Here is a 15,470-nt window from a genome sequence, read left to right on the forward strand (position 1 = left end):
CCTGTTTCCTCGTCGCCCCCATCGAGACGACGCGGACCGGAACCGGTCGGCCGTTCCGGTGGGCGCCGCGAGGTATCCGGGGCTCGCCGCGGTCGGCACCGACCCGCCTCACACGTCGTACCGGGGGATCCGGGCGAACCGCGCGAACAGCGAGCCGAGGACGTACCCGTACACGAAGTGTGCCAGCAGGGTGACGACGACGAACGTCCAGAACGTCCCCTCGGCCCTGTTGGCCCCGAACGCGAAGAAGAAGCCGGTCCAGACGATGCTCGCGAACACGACGCCGCGGAGGCCGATGGAGCGCGAGGGGGGCAGGGAGCCGGCTAGGGCGACGAACAGTGTCGGGAGCATCGTCATCCCGATGGCGACGAAGAGGGCGACCCCGACCGGGAACGCCCAGGGGGAGGGGACTGCCACGCCGAGGAAGGTCGCGAGGCTGGCGAACTCCGTCGGCGAGAGCGCGCCGAGGGCGGCGGCGGCGACGAGCAGCGGTGCCATGGCGAGCACGCCGACGAGGCCGGCCCCGCCAGCGATCGCCAGCTTCCGCGGGGTGATGTCGCTCGACCCGTCCGATTCCGACTCCGTGGACGTCGCCGTCTCGGCGGAGTTCGACACGGGTCGACGGAGGGGCAGGCCGACAATAAACGCCGAGCCTGCACTAGCGACGTGCCCACGAGAGCATCCGCTCGTAGAACGGCTCGGAGGCGAGCGCGTCGGCGTCGCCGACGAGACAGAGGGCCTTCTTCGCCCGCGTCAGCGCGACGTTCACCCGCCGCGGGTCCTCGAAGATCGGCGAGGCGAGCGAGCCGGTGGCGACGAACGAGACGACGATCACCTCCTCGCTCGACCCCTGGAAGCGGTCGACCGTGTCCACCGTCACGTCCGTGCGACGACCGATCTCGGCGACCTGTGCGCGGAACGGCGCGATGACGCCGACGTCCTCTCGGGGGACGCCGGCGTCGACGTACTCCGTCACGATCTCAGCGACGCGCTCGGCCTCCACGGGGTTCGCGTTCCCCGCACGCTCGCCGTCGGGGTCGACGAACGAGACGCCCTCGCGGAGTTCCGGCGGCAGGTCGCCGACGTCGACGCCTACCTCTCCGAGCGTCTGCCCGGCGACCTCGGGGGTCGCCGGGCGCAACGCCCCGTCGTAGAACTCGCTCGAGGAGAACGCCTGGATGCGCTGGCTCATCCGGTACTGCCGGTCGAGCATGACGCCTGCGTCGGGGTGCTCCTCGATGAGCCGCTGGAACAGCGAGCGCCGGAGGTCGGCTCGCGGCCCACTCCCCTCCCCGCTCGTACCCGAGGCGTGGAACGCCTCGCCGTTCTCCGCGCGGACGACTGGCGGCAACTGCTCGTGGTCGCCGACCAGCACGAACCGGTCGGCGAGGTTGACCGCGGCGAGCGTTCCCGGCTCCGTGAGCTGTGAGGCCTCGTCGACGAGCGCGACGTCGAACGCCTGCTCGCGCATCGCTCGCGACCCGCAGGCGGCCGTGGTGGCCGCGACGACGGGTGCGGAGTTCAGTTCGGCGGCGCGGTCGTTCGGCTCCCCCTTCCTGACGAGCCTGACGTCCTGCATGTCGCCCCGGACGCCGGTCTCCGTGCCGTAGCGGACCGCTCCCTCGAACCCCTGCTCCCGCAGTGCTTCCAGCGCGTTGTCGACCGCGCGGTTCGTGAACGCCGACAGCAGGACGCGGTCGCCGCGGTCGACGAACGCGCGGACGATGCGGGCGATGGTGTACGTCTTTCCCGTTCCGGGCGGTCCGTGGACGAGCGCGAAGTCCTCGGCGTTCAGCGCGCGGTTCACGGCCTCGTTCTGGGCGTCGTTGTTGTCGACGTACGTCGACTCCCCGGAACCGAACTCCGGGTCGCGCCGGCCGAACAGCACGTCCTTCCGGTCGGGGTCGCCCTTGAGGACGGCGTCGTGGAGCGCGGTCAGCATCCGGTCGACCGAGATCTCGGAGGGGTAGACGTCGAGCCGTCGCAGGTCGACGGGCTCGTCGGTCGTCACGACGACCGACTCGCCCAGTTCCTCGATGCGACAGAGTTCGCTGTGGCCGCCCGTCGGGTCGCCGTCGGAGGCGAGCGCGACGTCGCCCTCGCGGAGCTTCGACACGGCCTCCGGGTCCTTCTCGGCCCGGAGCCGCCAGCGCCCGCCGGGGAGTTCCTCGCGGTCGACGGGGTCGAGGTCGATCAGCGCGCGGTCGTCCGCGGCGCGCCCCTGGGGGGTCTGCTCCCAGAGCTTCCGGTACTCGGCGTGGGTCTCGGCCCGCTCCTCCTCGATGGCGCGGTAGAACCGGTCGAAGTACTCGCGCTCCTCCGCGGGGAGCGGGGTGCCGATCTGGCCCGCCTTCGACTCCTGGTCCAGGCGGCCCGAGACGACCATGCAGGTGTCCTGCTCGAAGCAGTACTCGCAGTTCGCGTCTGCTTCGAACCCCGTCGGAATCGACGTGTCGTACTCCATCGCGGCGATCTCGTTGCGCGTGCGGACGACGAAGTCGAGCAGCCCCTTCCCGACCGAGAACTCCTTGGCGGGCGAGAGGTCCCCGCTGGCCTCCGACCGGTCGAGCGCGGTGTTCTTCGTGTACAGCAGCGTCCCCGTGTCTGCAGACACGCCGCGCTCCTCCAACAGCAGCGCGTAGCAGGCCGCCTGGATCTTGTCCTGGAACCGCGGGTCGCGGTTGGTGTTCTTCCCGGTCTTGAGTTCGACCGGCATCCCGCGGCGCAGGGCGTCGGCCCGTCCCTTGATGCCGAACGTCGGCGAGATGAGCGTGTACTCCGAGCGCCAGTCGTCCTCCTCCGGGGTCAGCGTCCCCTGGTTCAGCCAGCCCTCGATGGCGGCGGCGTTCCGGCGAACCTCGTCTTCCACCTCCTCGCGCTCGCGCCCCAGCAGGCCGAGTTCGAGGCCCGCCTCCGCGACCTGCTCCTCGATGGACTCCTCCAGGTCGACGCCGCGGAGCAGGTCCCCGAACACCTCGTGGACGATGGTCCCCTTGACGACCGGGTAGTTCAGCGGGATGCCCGAAAGCTTGTTCAGGTAGTACATCCGCGGGCACTGCACCCACGAGCGGACGTCGGTCACGTCCACGAGGAAGTCCGGTTCGAGGACGACGGACGACTCCGAGGAGGTGGTGTACCCCTCGCGGTCGCCGAAGTCGTCCCGCTCGGCCTCGGTGAGCAGCAGTTCCATCCCGACCGCGGCGTGCTCGGCGGTGTGGGTCCACTTGCCCCACAGCGTCACCGTGACGGGGTCGCCCGCGCCGCCGTCCGGCCGGACGGTGAGTTCCGCCAGGTCGCGCTCGCCGTACTTGGTGTCCACCGAGCGCACCGCGCCGACGTCAAGGATGGGCCCGCGAACGTTCACTACCCGAATGGACGGCCCTGCGCGAAAAACGGTGTCGGTACCCGGGCCGGAGCGGGAACCCTCCGGTGGAGTTTACCCCGCCGCCGACCCAGGGTGTCCCATGGAGTACTTCGTCGTCGCGGTCCGGTGGCTCAGTCTGGGCGACGACGGCCTCGCGGGCAAGCACCGCGCGCTCGTCGAGCACGTCGCCCCCGCGATGCGCGCCGTCGAGGACGCGGGCGAGGTCGCGCTGTGGATGCACTCGTTCTGGGACGCGAGCGGTCGGTTCGACGCGCCGACGCTCCGGGTCATCGTGGCGACCGACGGCGACGCCGCGGCCGCCGCCGCCGCGGTCGCGGACTCGCTTGAGGCACACGGCGTCTCCGCGGACGAGTTCGACCTCGACACGTCGTTCGCCGCCGAACGACTGCACCGGTTCTGGGGCGAGCACCTCGACCAGTGGGCGGTCGCCAAGGCCGCCCTGTCGGATCTCGCGGTCGCGGCGATCGCCGACGATCTGGGCGAGTCGTTCGCGTTCCACCGGACCGTGAACCGGCCGGGCCACGTCTGGGCGAACATGCTCGGCTGCACGTACCTCGACGAGGCGGCGCTGTACGTCGCGCTCGCCCGCGGCTACCTCCAGTTGCTGAACCACGGCGACGGCCCGGACGCCGGTCCCGTCGCCGACGCGCTCGCCAGCCTCGACGCGGCCGCGGCCGACCTCCCGGACCCGATGCGGGAACTCGACACCACGGAACTGGGCTCGGCGAACGCGAGCGGGACGCGGACGCCGCGGCGCTAGCGGGTCCGGCCGGTCTTCGGGTTCCGATCAACGACCCGCAGAATGGCGACAGTGGCTCCGGAGAGCGACGGACGGGTGCGCTCAGTCGCCGTCCGGGGAGAACTCGACGAGCGTGAGGTCGCGGTCCAGCGCACACGTCTCGTGGGGCGGGTCGCCGCGGACCTCGTCGATGCGACGTTCCTCCTCGAAGTCGGCGCCCAGCGGGACGCAGTACTCGTGGCTCGGACACTCGACGTGGGGACACGGCCCCGCGAGCGAGGCTTTGCTGCCGGCGTACGCGCCACGCGAGGGGACGCAGGCGGTGAGGCCGGTCGGCTCGACTTCGACCGCGCGGACCCCCTCGTCGTGGACCGCACAGTCGAGCAGTTGCGTGTTGTCGCGGACGCCCGTCACGCGGTAGCGTCGCCCCTCGGTGAGGTTGAGACACTGGCTCCGATAGGGGCAGCCCTCGCAGGCCGAGGACTCGCCCTCGTAGACGAACTCGGCGCCCGCCTCCGCAAGACGGCTCCCGACGAGCGTGACAGCGGTCATGTGACCCCCTTCCGCGGGGTCGCGGTTACGCCTTTCGCCCGACCAGTTCGTCGAGCTTCTCGAAGTAGCGCTCCCGGGGCACCTGATAGACGTCGCGGTAGTCGATCCCGCCCGAGGCGAACCGGTCCGCGAGCTCGCGCGCCGCAGTCACCGCCGCCGCCCTGTCGTCCAGCCGCTCCGACGTCGCCTCGACCTCGGGTTCGAGAAACAGCGTCACCCGCCACTCGTCGGTCTCGCGGTGGGCCGCACCCGGCCGTTTCCGGGGCGAGCCGTTGGTCACGTACAGCGTCGGGAGACAGGCGGCCGGGGAGGCGTCACCGTCGAACACGTCCGGCCGGTAGACGAGGACGGTGCGACCCTCCGGCTCCTCGTTCCACACGCGCCAGCCGTCCGCGAGGGCGTCCGACTCGAAGCTCATGCTCGAACGGACGCGCCCGGTCCACTAAGGCAGTCCGCTCCGCAGGGGCGGGACTTATAAAGCCTGTCGGACGCCCGGCTGCCGTGAGGCTGACGCGTGCGACTTCTCCCACGGGGGGCACAAGGCTTTTAGGTGTTAACAACCCACATGGCATTAAGCCTCCCCTCCGGAGGAGGGAGGTCGACCCCGCTCGCCCCGCTGCTCTGGTCGCATCCCCGCCGTCACGTCGCGTGGGTAGGGTCGCACACGGTCGGCGCTGTATCGACGGAACTCGTCGAACACGCGGACACACAAACCACAATGACCGGAGCCATGAAAACCCTCGAGGAGCTCAGTGATCGGTACAAGGAGACGGTGCCCTCGGACCTGCGCGAGGCCAAGTCGTTCGACTGGTACCTCTCGGAGGTCCACGAGCACCCCCGGATCGCGCGCAACGCACACCAGCGCGTCGCCGACATGTTCGACCACTACGGCACGCGCTACGACGAGGACGCGGGCGTCGTGGAGTACCAGCTCGCCAGCGAGGACCCGCTGCACGACGGCGAGAACAACTTCTACGGCAGGGAGGTCCACGAGTCGATCCACGAGTTCGTCAACAAGGTGAAGTCGGGCGCCCGCGGGCTCGGTCCCGAAAAGCGGATCAAACTCATGCTCGGCCCCGTCGGGTCGGGCAAGAGCCACTTCGACTGGCTCGTGCGTCGCTACTTCGAGGACTTCACCCGAACCGACGAGGGGCGACTGTACACGTTCCGCTGGACCAACCTCTGTGAGGTCATCCCCGACCAGGACCCCGCCGACGACACGGTCCGGTCCCCGATGAACCAGGACCCGCTCGTCTTACTGCCCCAGCCCCAGCGCGACGAGGTGATCGAGAACCTCAACGCGTCGCTCGATGCGCCCTACACCATCCGCAACGAGCAGAGCCTCGACCCGGCGTCGGGCTTCTACATGAACGAACTGCTCGCCGAGTACGATGACGACCTCCAGGCGGTGCTCGAGAACCACGTCGAGATCGTCAGGCTCGTCGCCGACGAGAACCGTCGCCGCTGCGTCGAGACGTTCGAGCCGAAGGACAAGAAGAACCAGGACGAGACCGAACTCACCGGCGACGTCAACTACTCCAAACTGGCCGTCTACGGCGAGAACGACCCGCGCTCGTTCGACTACGCGGGGGCGTTCTGTAACGCCAACCGCGGCATCTTCAGCGGCGAGGAGCTGTTGAAGCTCCAGCGCGAGTTCCTCTACGACTTCCTGCACGCCTCCCAGGAGCAGACCATCAAGCCGCGGAACAACCCGCGGATCGACATCGACCAGGTGATCGTCGGCCGGACGAACATGCCCGAGTACCGGGACAAGAAGGGCGACGAGAAGATGGAGGCGTTCAACGACCGGACCAAGCGGATCGACTACCCGTACGTCCTCGAGTACGACGAGGAGGCCGAGATCTACCGGAAGATGCTCCGGAACGCCGACGTGCCCGACATGCACATCGAGCCCCACGCCATGGAGATGGCGGGGCTGTTCGGCGTGCTCACCCGCATCGAGGAGCCCTCCGACGGCGGCGTCACGCTCGTCCAGAAGGCGAAGGCCTACAACGGGGAGATCGACGAGACCGACGACGTCGACGAGCGGAAGCTCCGGGAGGACGGCGACGCAGTCGCCGACATCGCGGAGGGGATGGAGGGCGTCTCCGCGCGCTTCATCGGCGACGAGATCGCCGAGGCGATCATGGACGCGACCCACCGCGGGCGCGGCTACCTCTCGCCGCTCTCGGTGTTCACCCACTTCGAGGAGAACCTGGAGAACCACGGCTCGATCCCCGAGGAGAACCTCGACCGGTACGAGCGCTACCTCGAACTCGTCCGCGACGAGTACCGCGAGCGCGCCATCGAGGACGTCCGCCACGCGCTCGCCTACGACGTCGAGGAGATCCAGCGCCAGGGCGAGAAGTACATGGATCACGTGATGGCGTACATCGACGGGGCGACCGTCGAGGACGACATCACCGGCCGGGAGCAGGAGCCCGACGAGACGTTCCTGCGTTCCGTCGAGGAGAAACTGGAGATCCCCGGCGACCGGAAGGACGACTTCCGCCAGGAGGTCGCAAACTGGGTGTCCCGACGCGCCCGCGAGGGCGTGAGCTTCGACCCGCAGGACAACGACCGCCTGCGCCGCGCGCTCGAGCGGAAGCTCTGGGAGGACAAGAAGCACAACATCAACTTCTCCGCGCTGGTCTCGGCCGGGGAACTGGACGACGACGAGCGGAGCGCCTGGGTCGACGCGCTCCACGAGCAGGGCTACTCGCGGGAGGGGGCCCGCGAGGTGCTGGAGTTCGCCGGCGCGGAGGTGGCAAAGAGCGAACTGGAGGACTGATGACCGACTACATCGACCGCGCCGACCGCGCGCTCGCCGGTGCCTACGAGCCGCCGATGAGCATCGCGGAGTACGTCGAGCAGGTGTTCGAGCGGCCGGAGACGGCCGCCGGTTCCGCCGCGTACCTGCTCGGCGCCATCGAGTCGCTCGGCACCCGCACGGTCGTCGAGGAGGGGGAGACGCGCGAGCGCTTCCGCTTCTTCGACGACCCGCACAACGACGGCGAGCACGCCGTGCTCGGGAACACGGCCGTCCTGAACGCGTTCGTCGACGACCTCAGAACCCTGGCTGCGGGCCGCGGTAAGGACGAGAAGATCCACTGGTTCGACGGGCCGACCGCGACCGGCAAGTCCGAACTGAAGCGCTGTCTCGTCAACGGCCTGCGCGAGTACTCGAAGACCGACGAGGGCCGACGTTACACCGTCGAGTGGAACATCGCCGACGGGACCGACGCCGGAAGCCTCGGGTACGGTCCCGCACAGGACCACGAGGACGACTGGTACGAGAGCCCCGTCCGGAGCCACCCGCTCTCGGTGTTCCCCGACGACGTGCGACGTGACCTGCTCGCGGAACTGAACGAGCGAGCCGACCCGGAGTTCCCGATCCGCGTCGACGCCGGCATGGACCCGTTCAGCCGCGAGGCGTACGACTACCTCGAGGAGGAGTACCGCCGTGCTGGACGGAGCGACCTGTTCTCGGCGGTCACCGACGACCGCCACCTCCGGGTGAAAAACTACGTCGTCGACGTCGGCGACGGCATCGGCGTCCTCCACGCGGAGGACGACGGTAGCCCGAAGGAGCGGCTCGTCGGCTCGTGGATGCCGGGGATGCTCCGCGAACTCGACAGTCGCGGCCGGAAGGACCCGCGGGCGTTCAGCTACGACGGCGTGCTCTCGCAGGGCAACGGCCTCCTCACGGTCGTCGAGGACGCCAGCCAGCACGCCGATCTGCTCCGGAAACTGCTGAACGTCCCCGACGAGAAGCGGGTCAAACTGGACAAGGGGATCGGGATGGATCTGGACACCCAGCTCGTCGTCATCTCGAACCCCGACCTCGACGCCGAACTCGACCAGTTCTCCGACCGGAACGGCCGCGACCCGCTGAAGGCGCTCAAGCGCAGGCTCGACCGCCACGAGTTCCGCTATCTCACCAGCATCTCGCTGGAGACCGAACTGGTCCACCGGGAACTCACCGACGAGACCGAGGTGTGGGAGACGGTCGCCGCCGAGACGACGGGATCGGAGGCCGCCCGCGGACCTCGTGCCGTCGGCGGCCCCGGCCCCGGCGCCGAGTACGACGGCGGGGCCGACGCGGCGCGAGCCGACGTGGAGCGTGCCGACGTGGACGACCTGGACGCCGTCCGCGAGGCGGTCGACGAGCGCGTCCGCGCGCCGCTGTTCATGACCGTGCGCGACGAACGGGGGCGGACGACCGAGCGTGAACTTGCGCCCCACGCCGTCGAGGGCGCGGCGACCTACAGCGTCCTCACGCGGCTGGACGGCGAATCGCTGCCGGCCGACCTCTCGCTGGTCGACAAGGCGCTGCTGTACGAGAACGGGTTCCTGCGGGAGGGCGACGAGCGCGTCGACGCCGACGAGTTCGACCTGGACGGCGAGGACGGCGTCCACGGCATCCCCGTGACCTACACCCGGGACGTCATCGCGGACCTGCTCCACGAGCGGTCCGAGCGTGCCCACCCCGAACTCGACGTGGAGTCGGTGCTGATGCCCGAGGACGTGCTCGACGCGATGGCCGAGGGGCTCGACGACGCGCCGGTGTTCTCCCGCGCGGAGGCCGCCGAGTACGAGAACCGGCTCGCCGAGGTGAAAGAGTACGTGTTCGACAGACAGGAGCAGGACGTGCTCGACGCGGTGCTCGCGGACAAGGGCGTCCCCGAGGACACCGTCGCGGAGTACGTCGAGCACGTGTTCGCCTGGGACGCCGGCGAGCAGGTGCGGACCGACCGCGGCGAGGTCGACCCCGATCCGCTCCTCATGCAGGTGTTCGAGACCGAACACCTCGGGCGGTTCGAGGAGGCAGACTACGACGGCACCGACCCGACCTCGCCGGTCGCCCGCTTCAGGTCCGAGAAGGTCATCACCGCGCTGAACCGCTACGCGTGGGAGCACCGCGACGAGGACTTCGCCGTCTCGGACGTCGACCTCTCGGAGATCCCGGTCATCCGCGAGGTGATCGACACCCACTCGTGGGACGACGTGAAGCGCATCTACCCCGACTTCGACCCGACGCGGTGGGACGACCCGCCCGCCGACACCGAGACCGAACGGGTGAAGGAGCGAACCGTCGATCACCTCCGCGAACGCGGCTACACCGCCGCATCCGCGGAGCTGACCGGCCGGGCCGTCCTCAAGGAGGTGAGCGCACGATGGGACTGAGAGAGGATCTCGAGCGGTTCCGCGCGGTCGGCGAGGAGCGCCGGCCGGACCTGGCCGAGTTCATCCGCGAGGGCGACCTGGCGGGCGGCAGCGACACGGTTCGCATCCCGGTGAAGCTGGTCGATCTCCCGAAGTTCGAGTACGACCGGCGCGACATGGGCGGCGTCGGCCAGGGCGAGGGCGGCACGCCAGAGCCCGGGCAGCCCGTCGACGTCCCCGGCGACCCCGAGGACGGCGACGACGACGGCGACGAGGCCGGCGACGGGCCGGGCGAACACGGCTACTACGAGATGGACCCGGCCGAGTTCGCGGAGGAACTCGACGAGACGCTGGGGCTGGATCTCGAACCCAAGGGCAAGCGCATCGTCGAGGAACTGGAGGGCGACTTCACCGAACTCGCCCGCGCCGGCCCGAACTCCACGCTCGACTTCGAGACGCTGTTCAAGCGCGGGCTGAAGCGGAAGCTCGCGACCGACTTCGACGAGTCGTTCGTCCGGGAGGCCTGCAAGGTCGAGGGTGCCAGCGCGCGGGACGTGTTCGAGTTCTGCCGCGAGGAGAACGTCCTCGTCTCGCTCGCCTGGGTCGAGGAGGCGATGACCGACGTCGCCGACGAGCGGGGCGCGTGGGACTCCTTCGAACAGGTCCGCGAGGCGGTCGAGCGCGAACCCGTCACCGACCGAATCCGGCGGGACGGGCTCCGTGAGGTGCCATTCCGCAGCGAGGACGAGCGCTACCGCCACCCCGAGGTCGTCGAAAAGAAGCGGAAGAACGTCGTCGTCGTCAACATCCGCGACGTCTCCGGGTCGATGCGCCAGCGCAAGCGCGAACTCGTCGAGCGGGTGTTCACGCCGCTCGACTGGTATCTCACCGGGAAGTACGACGAGGCGGAGTTCCGCTACGTCGCCCACGACGCGGAGGCCTGGGAGGTCGAGCGGGGCGAGTTCTTCGGCATCCGCTCGGGCGGCGGGACGCGCATCTCCAGCGCGTACGAACTCGCCGCGGAGATCCTCGAGGAGTACCCGTGGCACGAGTGGAACCGATACGTGTTCGCCGCGGGTGACTCGGAGAACTCCAGCAACGACACCGTCGACAGCGTCGTCCCGCTGATGCGCGAACTCGACGCGAACCTCCACGCCTACGTGGAGACACAGCCCGGCGGCGGTGCCGTGAACGCGACCCACGCCGAGGAGGTCGAGCGCGAACTCGCCGACCGGGACAACGTCGCCGTCACCCGCGTCGGCGGCCCCGAGGACGTGACCGACGCCATCTACGACATCCTCAGCACGGAGGAGGAGACGTGACCAGCAACGCCGAGGTGCGATCATGACAACGAACCAGAACCGACACGCCCGCCGCGAGGCGGCGCGGCTGACCGAACCGACCGAGAGGGCCCGGGAGCTGGCCGAACGGCTCGGCCTGCGGCCGTACCCGGTGAACTACTGGGTCGTCGACTACGACGAGATGAACGAGCTCATCGCGTACGACGGCTTCCAGACGCGCTACCCGCACTGGCGCTGGGGGATGAAGTACGACCGCCAGCGCAAGCAGGACGCGTTCGGCATGGGGAAGGCGTTCGAGATCGTCAACAACGACAACCCCTGCCACGCGTTCCTCCAGGAGTCGAACGGCCTCGCCGACCAGAAGGCGGTCATCACACACGTCGAGGCCCACGCGGACTTCTTCCGGAACAACGAGTGGTTCGCCCGGTTCGCGGGCGACCGCGAGGAGCCCGCGGCCGCGGCGATGCTGGAGCGACACGCCAGCACCATCGCCGGGTTCATGGCGGACCCGGAGATCGACCGCGGCGAGGTCGAGCGGTTCATCGACGCCGTGCTCTGTCTGGAGGACACCATCGACCAGCACCGGGCGCTCGCCGAGGAGCGCGGCGGCGAGTTCGAGGAGGACGTCGCCGACATCGAGGAGCGGCTCGACCGGCTCGGGCTCTCGCCGGAGGTCCGCGACCAGGTGTTCGACGAGGAGTGGGTGTCGGCCCGCGAGAGCGAGGAGAGCCCGAGCGTGCCGCGCCCGGACGTGCTCGCGTTCCTCCGCGAGCACGGCGAGCGGTACGACGAGGACGAGGGCAAGGCCGAGGAGCGCGAGCCCTGGATGGACGAGACGCTGGAACTGCTCCGACGCGAGGCGTACTACTTCGCGCCACAGAAGCTGACGAAGGTGATGAACGAGGGCTGGGCGGCCTACTGGGAGTCGCTGATGATGGCCGAGGAGGGGTTCGCCACGACCGACGAGTTCCTCACCTACGCCGACCACCAGTCGCGCGTCCTCGGCTCGAAGGGGCTGAACCCGTACAAGCTGGGCAAGGAGCTCTGGGAGTACATCGAGAACACCACGAACCGCCGCGAGGTGGTGGACAAACTGCTTCGCGTGGACGGCATCACCTGGCGGAGCTTCCACGACGTGGTCGACTTCGAGGCGGTCGAGGAACTGCTCGCGCCCGACGAGATGGTCGACGAGATCCGGTCCGACACGCTGGACCGGCTCGACCCCGAGGATCCGCGGGTGGACGCGGACGGGCTCACGGCGGCGCGCGACGGGGAGGTTGACGTCGACCGCTATCCCTGGTACGTGCTCACCTCCGACGGCCTCGCGGAGCGACACTTCTCGCTTGCCAAGCCGGCCAATCGGGGGTTCCTCTCGCGCGTCGGACGCTCGGAACTCGAACGGCTCGCCCGGTACATGTTCGACGACTCGAAGTACGCGAGCGTCGAGGAGGCGCTCGCCGAGGTCGACTACGGCCTCGGCTGGGACCGGATGCGTGAGGTCCGGGAGAGCCACAACGACGTGACGTTCATCGACGAGTTCCTCACCTCGGAGTTCGTCACCGAGGGCAACTACTTCACCTACGAGTACTCGCGGGCGGCGGGCGGCTATCGCGTCTCCAGCACCGACCCCGAGGACGTGAAGAGGAAGCTCCTGCTCCGGTTCACGAACTTCGGCAAGCCCAGCGTCGCCGTCTTCGACGGCAACTACGCCAACCGCGGCGAACTGCTGCTCGGGCACCGGTACAACGGCGTCGCGCTCGACGTCGAGCAGGCCGAGCGGACGCTCGAACGCGCGTTCGAGCTCTGGGGCCGCCCGGTGAACCTCGCCACCATCGTCACCGAGTACGACGAGCACGAACTCGAGGTGGCGAGCCGCCGCGGCTACGAGCCGGCCGGCGAGGAGGTCGGCACGCTCATCAGGTACGACGGTGCCGAGATCGAGCACCACGACCTCGACCCGGACCTGGAGGAGCGTATCGGCGCGGAGGGCGTCGATTACGACACGAAGCCCGAGGAGTGGCTCGCGTAGTCCGACCCCTTTTCCGTGGGTTTCGATCCGATCGAAACGAAACCTCCGATCGGTGAGTCGCGTCCCGGCGGGGCATCGTCGTCCCACCGAGGCCCGCTCCGTTGTCGGCCGAGCTAGACCCGTCGCGCGATTCGGGGGTATCTCCGTCTTCCACCGGGGCGATCTCATCCTCCCGTTGCCAGATTCACAGCTGTTTTATCACCGCTCCGTCATCTCCCGGCCATGTGGGGTAGTGCCAGATGTCACTGACGGACGCGTGGAGACCGGAGAACAGACGCGAGCGGTACAGTCTGATGGCGGATGCGGCGGATCGGAAGTTTACGACCGGCGCGGTCGCCGTCCCACTGATACTCCCGATCGCGGGCTACCTCTCGAACGACCCGCGAATCCTGTTCACCGTCCACCTCTTTCTCGGGGCGTTCTGGTTCGGTACAGCGGTGCTGGGGGCGGTCGTTCTCGGCCCCGTGATGGGGAGTCTCTCCCGGGAAGCGAACGCCGAGTTCGCCGAGGGGTTCGTGCCGAAGATGACGTTCCTCATGGAACCGCTCTCGATCGGCGTCGTCGGGTCCGGTATCGGCCTCGCCGGGTTGATGGGGCTGTGGGACTCCCCGACGCCCGCTCTCTGGACGTCACTCGTCCTCGCCGTCGCACTCCTCGTTCTCGGCTTCGGACCGCTGCACAAGTTCACCGTCGGAATGTTCGACGAGATCGCCGCACAGGAGACGGATCACGAGCGTCTTGCCGATCTCAACCGGAAGTATGGCATGCTGAGCATGGTCGAACTCGTGTTGATGGTTGCGATCGTCGTCTCGATGTCCGGCCTTCGCTGGGGTTTCTAGCGCCGGTTCGTCACCCGAAGGGGAACGGGCGACGTCTCCCCGAACAGGACGCGCTCGCTTCGCACTCGGTCCCTCCACGCTCTTCCTGCGCTTCAGCTCGTCACTTCGTTCCTCGCAGAATGCTCGGTCAGGGATTGGAACCACACCGAGACGGTCGCCTCGCTTCGCTCGACGCCGCGTCTCGTCTACTTCAAATCCCCTACCTGGGCGTGTTCTTCCTCACTCCGTTCGTCAGAACATGCTCGGTCAGGGATTTGAACCCTGGTCGTCGGCTCGAAAGGCCAACATGATTGGCCGGACTACACCAACCGAGCGTATCACCACCTTCCGCTCCGGGTGTGTTAATCGTGTCGAATCGCGGTGCCGGCGCCCGGTCAGGTCCAGTCGTCCAGTCCGGTCTGGGTCAGCCCCTCCTCGATGCGCTCGAAGCCGCGTTCGACCTCCTCGGGGTCGACCTCCCACTCGTCGACGACGTACTCCCGGGCGGCGGCGACGTCCGGGCTCACCGTCGCGTCGAGATCGTAGTCGTCCGTGACCGGCGGGTGGTGGAAGAACTCGCGGATGCGCTCGGCGTGCTCGATGTCGGCGTCGCGGGCGTCCAGAACGGCGAACAGGTCGCCGTGCTCTCTCACGAGTTTCAGCGCCGTCTTCGGCCCGATGCCCGAGACGCCCTCGTTGAAGTCCGTCCCGCAGAGCATCGCGATGTCGACCAGCTGCTCGTAGCTCACGTCCAGCTCCGCGAGGGTCGCGTCGAGGTCCATCAGTTCGGGGTCGCCGGACGAGGTGAGCTTTCTGAGCGTCCGCGGCCCGCCGAACAGCAGCACGTCGTAGTCCTCGCTGCCGGTGTAGTCCACGTCGCCGACGCGGTTCATGTGGGCACACTGGGCCTCGCCCTCGGCCGGCGCTTCGATCACCGGCACGTCGAGCAGTCGGAGCAGTTCGCGCGACGTCTCGTGGATGGTGTCGGTGAGCCGCTGGGTCCTGGCCTCCAGGCGCGCCGCCTCGACGGAATCGCCGCGGTCCTCGGCCGCCTGCCGCCGCTCCTCGGCCTTCTCTCGCGCCTCGCGGCGCTTGGCCACCTCGTCGTCCTTCAGGTCCGTGACGCCGCCGTCGAAGACGAACACGGGAGTGAGGTCGTGCTCGAAGAACTTCGGCAGCCCCTGGACGATGCCGATCAGGTTCGCCACCTCCGTCCCCGACGCCGTCGTGTACGTCCCGTCGGCGGTGAACTTCACCGTCGTCGTGAGATAGCGGTAGAGCCAGTTGTGCGCGTCGACCGCGACGACGCCGCCCAGGTCCTCGAAGGCCACCTCCTCGATGGCGGCCAGGTCACGGAGGTCTGCGTTTCCCATCGGCGGCCATAGGACGGTCCGGGTGTTGAAACTCCCGAGTCGCGTTCGCCCGTCCGGAACGGCCCTTCGAACCCCCGGCCTTCCCTCGAACCCTCGGCGCACTCGAA

At 68.9% G+C, this 15,470-nt stretch carries 11 protein-coding genes and 1 tRNA gene; 6 read left to right on the forward strand and 6 right to left on the reverse strand.

Annotated features, from left to right (window positions below; all coding sequences use genetic code 11):
- Positions 1 to 108: 108 nt before the first annotated feature.
- Together RJT50_RS07480 and RJT50_RS07485 are read right to left on the reverse strand one after the other, a co-directional pair.
- A complete protein-coding gene (locus RJT50_RS07480) occupies positions 109 to 615 on the reverse strand; it encodes a DUF6789 family protein (RefSeq protein ID WP_313695524.1) in 507 nt (168 codons plus the stop codon).
- 43 nt (positions 616 to 658) lie between these two features.
- Positions 659 to 3,364 (reverse strand): AAA domain-containing protein, encoded by a 2,706-nt coding sequence (locus tag RJT50_RS07485; RefSeq protein ID WP_313695527.1) that lies wholly within the window; start codon positions 3,362 to 3,364, stop codon positions 659 to 661.
- A 100-nt stretch (positions 3,365 to 3,464) separates the two neighbouring features.
- Between RJT50_RS07485 and RJT50_RS07490 the strand changes: the two genes are divergently transcribed.
- Positions 3,465 to 4,145 (forward strand): hypothetical protein, encoded by a 681-nt coding sequence (locus RJT50_RS07490; RefSeq protein ID WP_313695529.1) that lies wholly within the window; start codon positions 3,465 to 3,467, stop codon positions 4,143 to 4,145.
- Positions 4,146 to 4,226: 81 nt separating this feature from the next.
- Here the strand turns inward: RJT50_RS07490 and RJT50_RS07495 are convergent, their stop codons facing one another.
- Entirely contained in the window at positions 4,227 to 4,676 is a 450-nt protein-coding gene (locus tag RJT50_RS07495; protein WP_313695530.1) for a UPF0179 family protein, read from the reverse strand.
- A gap of 25 nt (positions 4,677 to 4,701) precedes the next feature.
- A complete protein-coding gene (locus RJT50_RS07500) occupies positions 4,702 to 5,094 on the reverse strand; it encodes a DUF5820 family protein (RefSeq protein ID WP_313695533.1) in 393 nt (130 codons plus the stop codon).
- A 300-nt stretch (positions 5,095 to 5,394) separates the two neighbouring features.
- Here RJT50_RS07500 and RJT50_RS07505 point away from each other — a divergent pair, with 300 nt between their 5' ends.
- The 5 genes from RJT50_RS07505 (at position 5,395) to RJT50_RS07525 (ending at position 14,011) form a co-directional block, all read left to right on the forward strand.
- The gene (locus RJT50_RS07505; RefSeq protein WP_313695536.1) at positions 5,395 to 7,467 is read left to right on the forward strand and encodes a PrkA family serine protein kinase; all 2,073 of its coding nucleotides are present in this window, start codon (positions 5,395 to 5,397) and stop codon (positions 7,465 to 7,467) included.
- Positions 7,467 to 9,863, forward strand: coding sequence for a PrkA family serine protein kinase (locus RJT50_RS07510; protein ID WP_313695537.1), 2,397 nt, complete (start codon positions 7,467 to 7,469; stop codon positions 9,861 to 9,863). The genes RJT50_RS07505 and RJT50_RS07510 overlap by 1 nt, the downstream gene beginning before the upstream one ends.
- Positions 9,854 to 11,164 carry a DUF444 family protein gene (locus RJT50_RS07515; RefSeq protein ID WP_313695540.1) on the forward strand — a complete coding sequence of 437 codons (1,311 nt, stop codon included), beginning with the start codon at positions 9,854 to 9,856 and terminating at the stop codon, positions 11,162 to 11,164. The genes RJT50_RS07510 and RJT50_RS07515 overlap by 10 nt, the downstream gene beginning before the upstream one ends.
- Before the next feature lie 22 nt (positions 11,165 to 11,186).
- On the forward strand, positions 11,187 to 13,172 hold the full coding sequence (locus tag RJT50_RS07520; protein WP_313695542.1) for a SpoVR family protein: 1,986 nt from the start codon (positions 11,187 to 11,189) through the stop codon (positions 13,170 to 13,172).
- 239 nt (positions 13,173 to 13,411) lie between these two features.
- Positions 13,412 to 14,011 (forward strand): hypothetical protein, encoded by a 600-nt coding sequence (locus tag RJT50_RS07525; protein ID WP_313695545.1) that lies wholly within the window; start codon positions 13,412 to 13,414, stop codon positions 14,009 to 14,011.
- Between the two features lie 239 nt (positions 14,012 to 14,250).
- Here RJT50_RS07525 and RJT50_RS07530 read toward each other — a convergent pair.
- A tRNA-Glu gene (locus RJT50_RS07530) sits at positions 14,251 to 14,325 on the reverse strand.
- A 60-nt stretch (positions 14,326 to 14,385) separates the two neighbouring features.
- Positions 14,386 to 15,363, reverse strand: coding sequence for a flap endonuclease-1 (gene fen, locus RJT50_RS07535; RefSeq protein WP_313695547.1), 978 nt, complete (start codon positions 15,361 to 15,363; stop codon positions 14,386 to 14,388).
- Positions 15,364 to 15,470: the final 107 nt, after the last annotated feature.

Origin of the sequence: Halobaculum sp. XH14 (genome assembly GCF_032116555.1) — an archaeon.
Classification (GTDB): domain Archaea; phylum Halobacteriota; class Halobacteria; order Halobacteriales; family Haloferacaceae; genus Halorarum; species Halorarum halobium.

Excerpts from the sequence above, each read along its gene's own strand:
- RJT50_RS07510 (WP_313695537.1), top strand. The coding sequence starts at position 7,467 with ATGACCGACTACATCGACCGCGCCGACCGCGCGCTCGCCGGTGCCTAC.
- RJT50_RS07515 (WP_313695540.1), top strand. The coding sequence starts at position 9,854 with ATGGGACTGAGAGAGGATCTCGAGCGGTTCCGCGCGGTCGGCGAGGAG.
- RJT50_RS07525 (WP_313695545.1), top strand. The coding sequence starts at position 13,412 with ATGTCACTGACGGACGCGTGGAGACCGGAGAACAGACGCGAGCGGTAC.
- RJT50_RS07520 (WP_313695542.1), top strand. The coding sequence starts at position 11,187 with ATGACAACGAACCAGAACCGACACGCCCGCCGCGAGGCGGCGCGGCTG.
- RJT50_RS07500 (WP_313695533.1), bottom strand. The coding sequence starts at position 5,094 with ATGAGCTTCGAGTCGGACGCCCTCGCGGACGGCTGGCGCGTGTGGAAC.
- fen (WP_313695547.1), bottom strand. The coding sequence starts at position 15,363 with ATGGGAAACGCAGACCTCCGTGACCTGGCCGCCATCGAGGAGGTGGCC.
- RJT50_RS07505 (WP_313695536.1), top strand. The coding sequence starts at position 5,395 with ATGACCGGAGCCATGAAAACCCTCGAGGAGCTCAGTGATCGGTACAAG.
- RJT50_RS07495 (WP_313695530.1), bottom strand. The coding sequence starts at position 4,676 with ATGACCGCTGTCACGCTCGTCGGGAGCCGTCTTGCGGAGGCGGGCGCC.
- RJT50_RS07490 (WP_313695529.1), top strand. The coding sequence starts at position 3,465 with ATGGAGTACTTCGTCGTCGCGGTCCGGTGGCTCAGTCTGGGCGACGAC.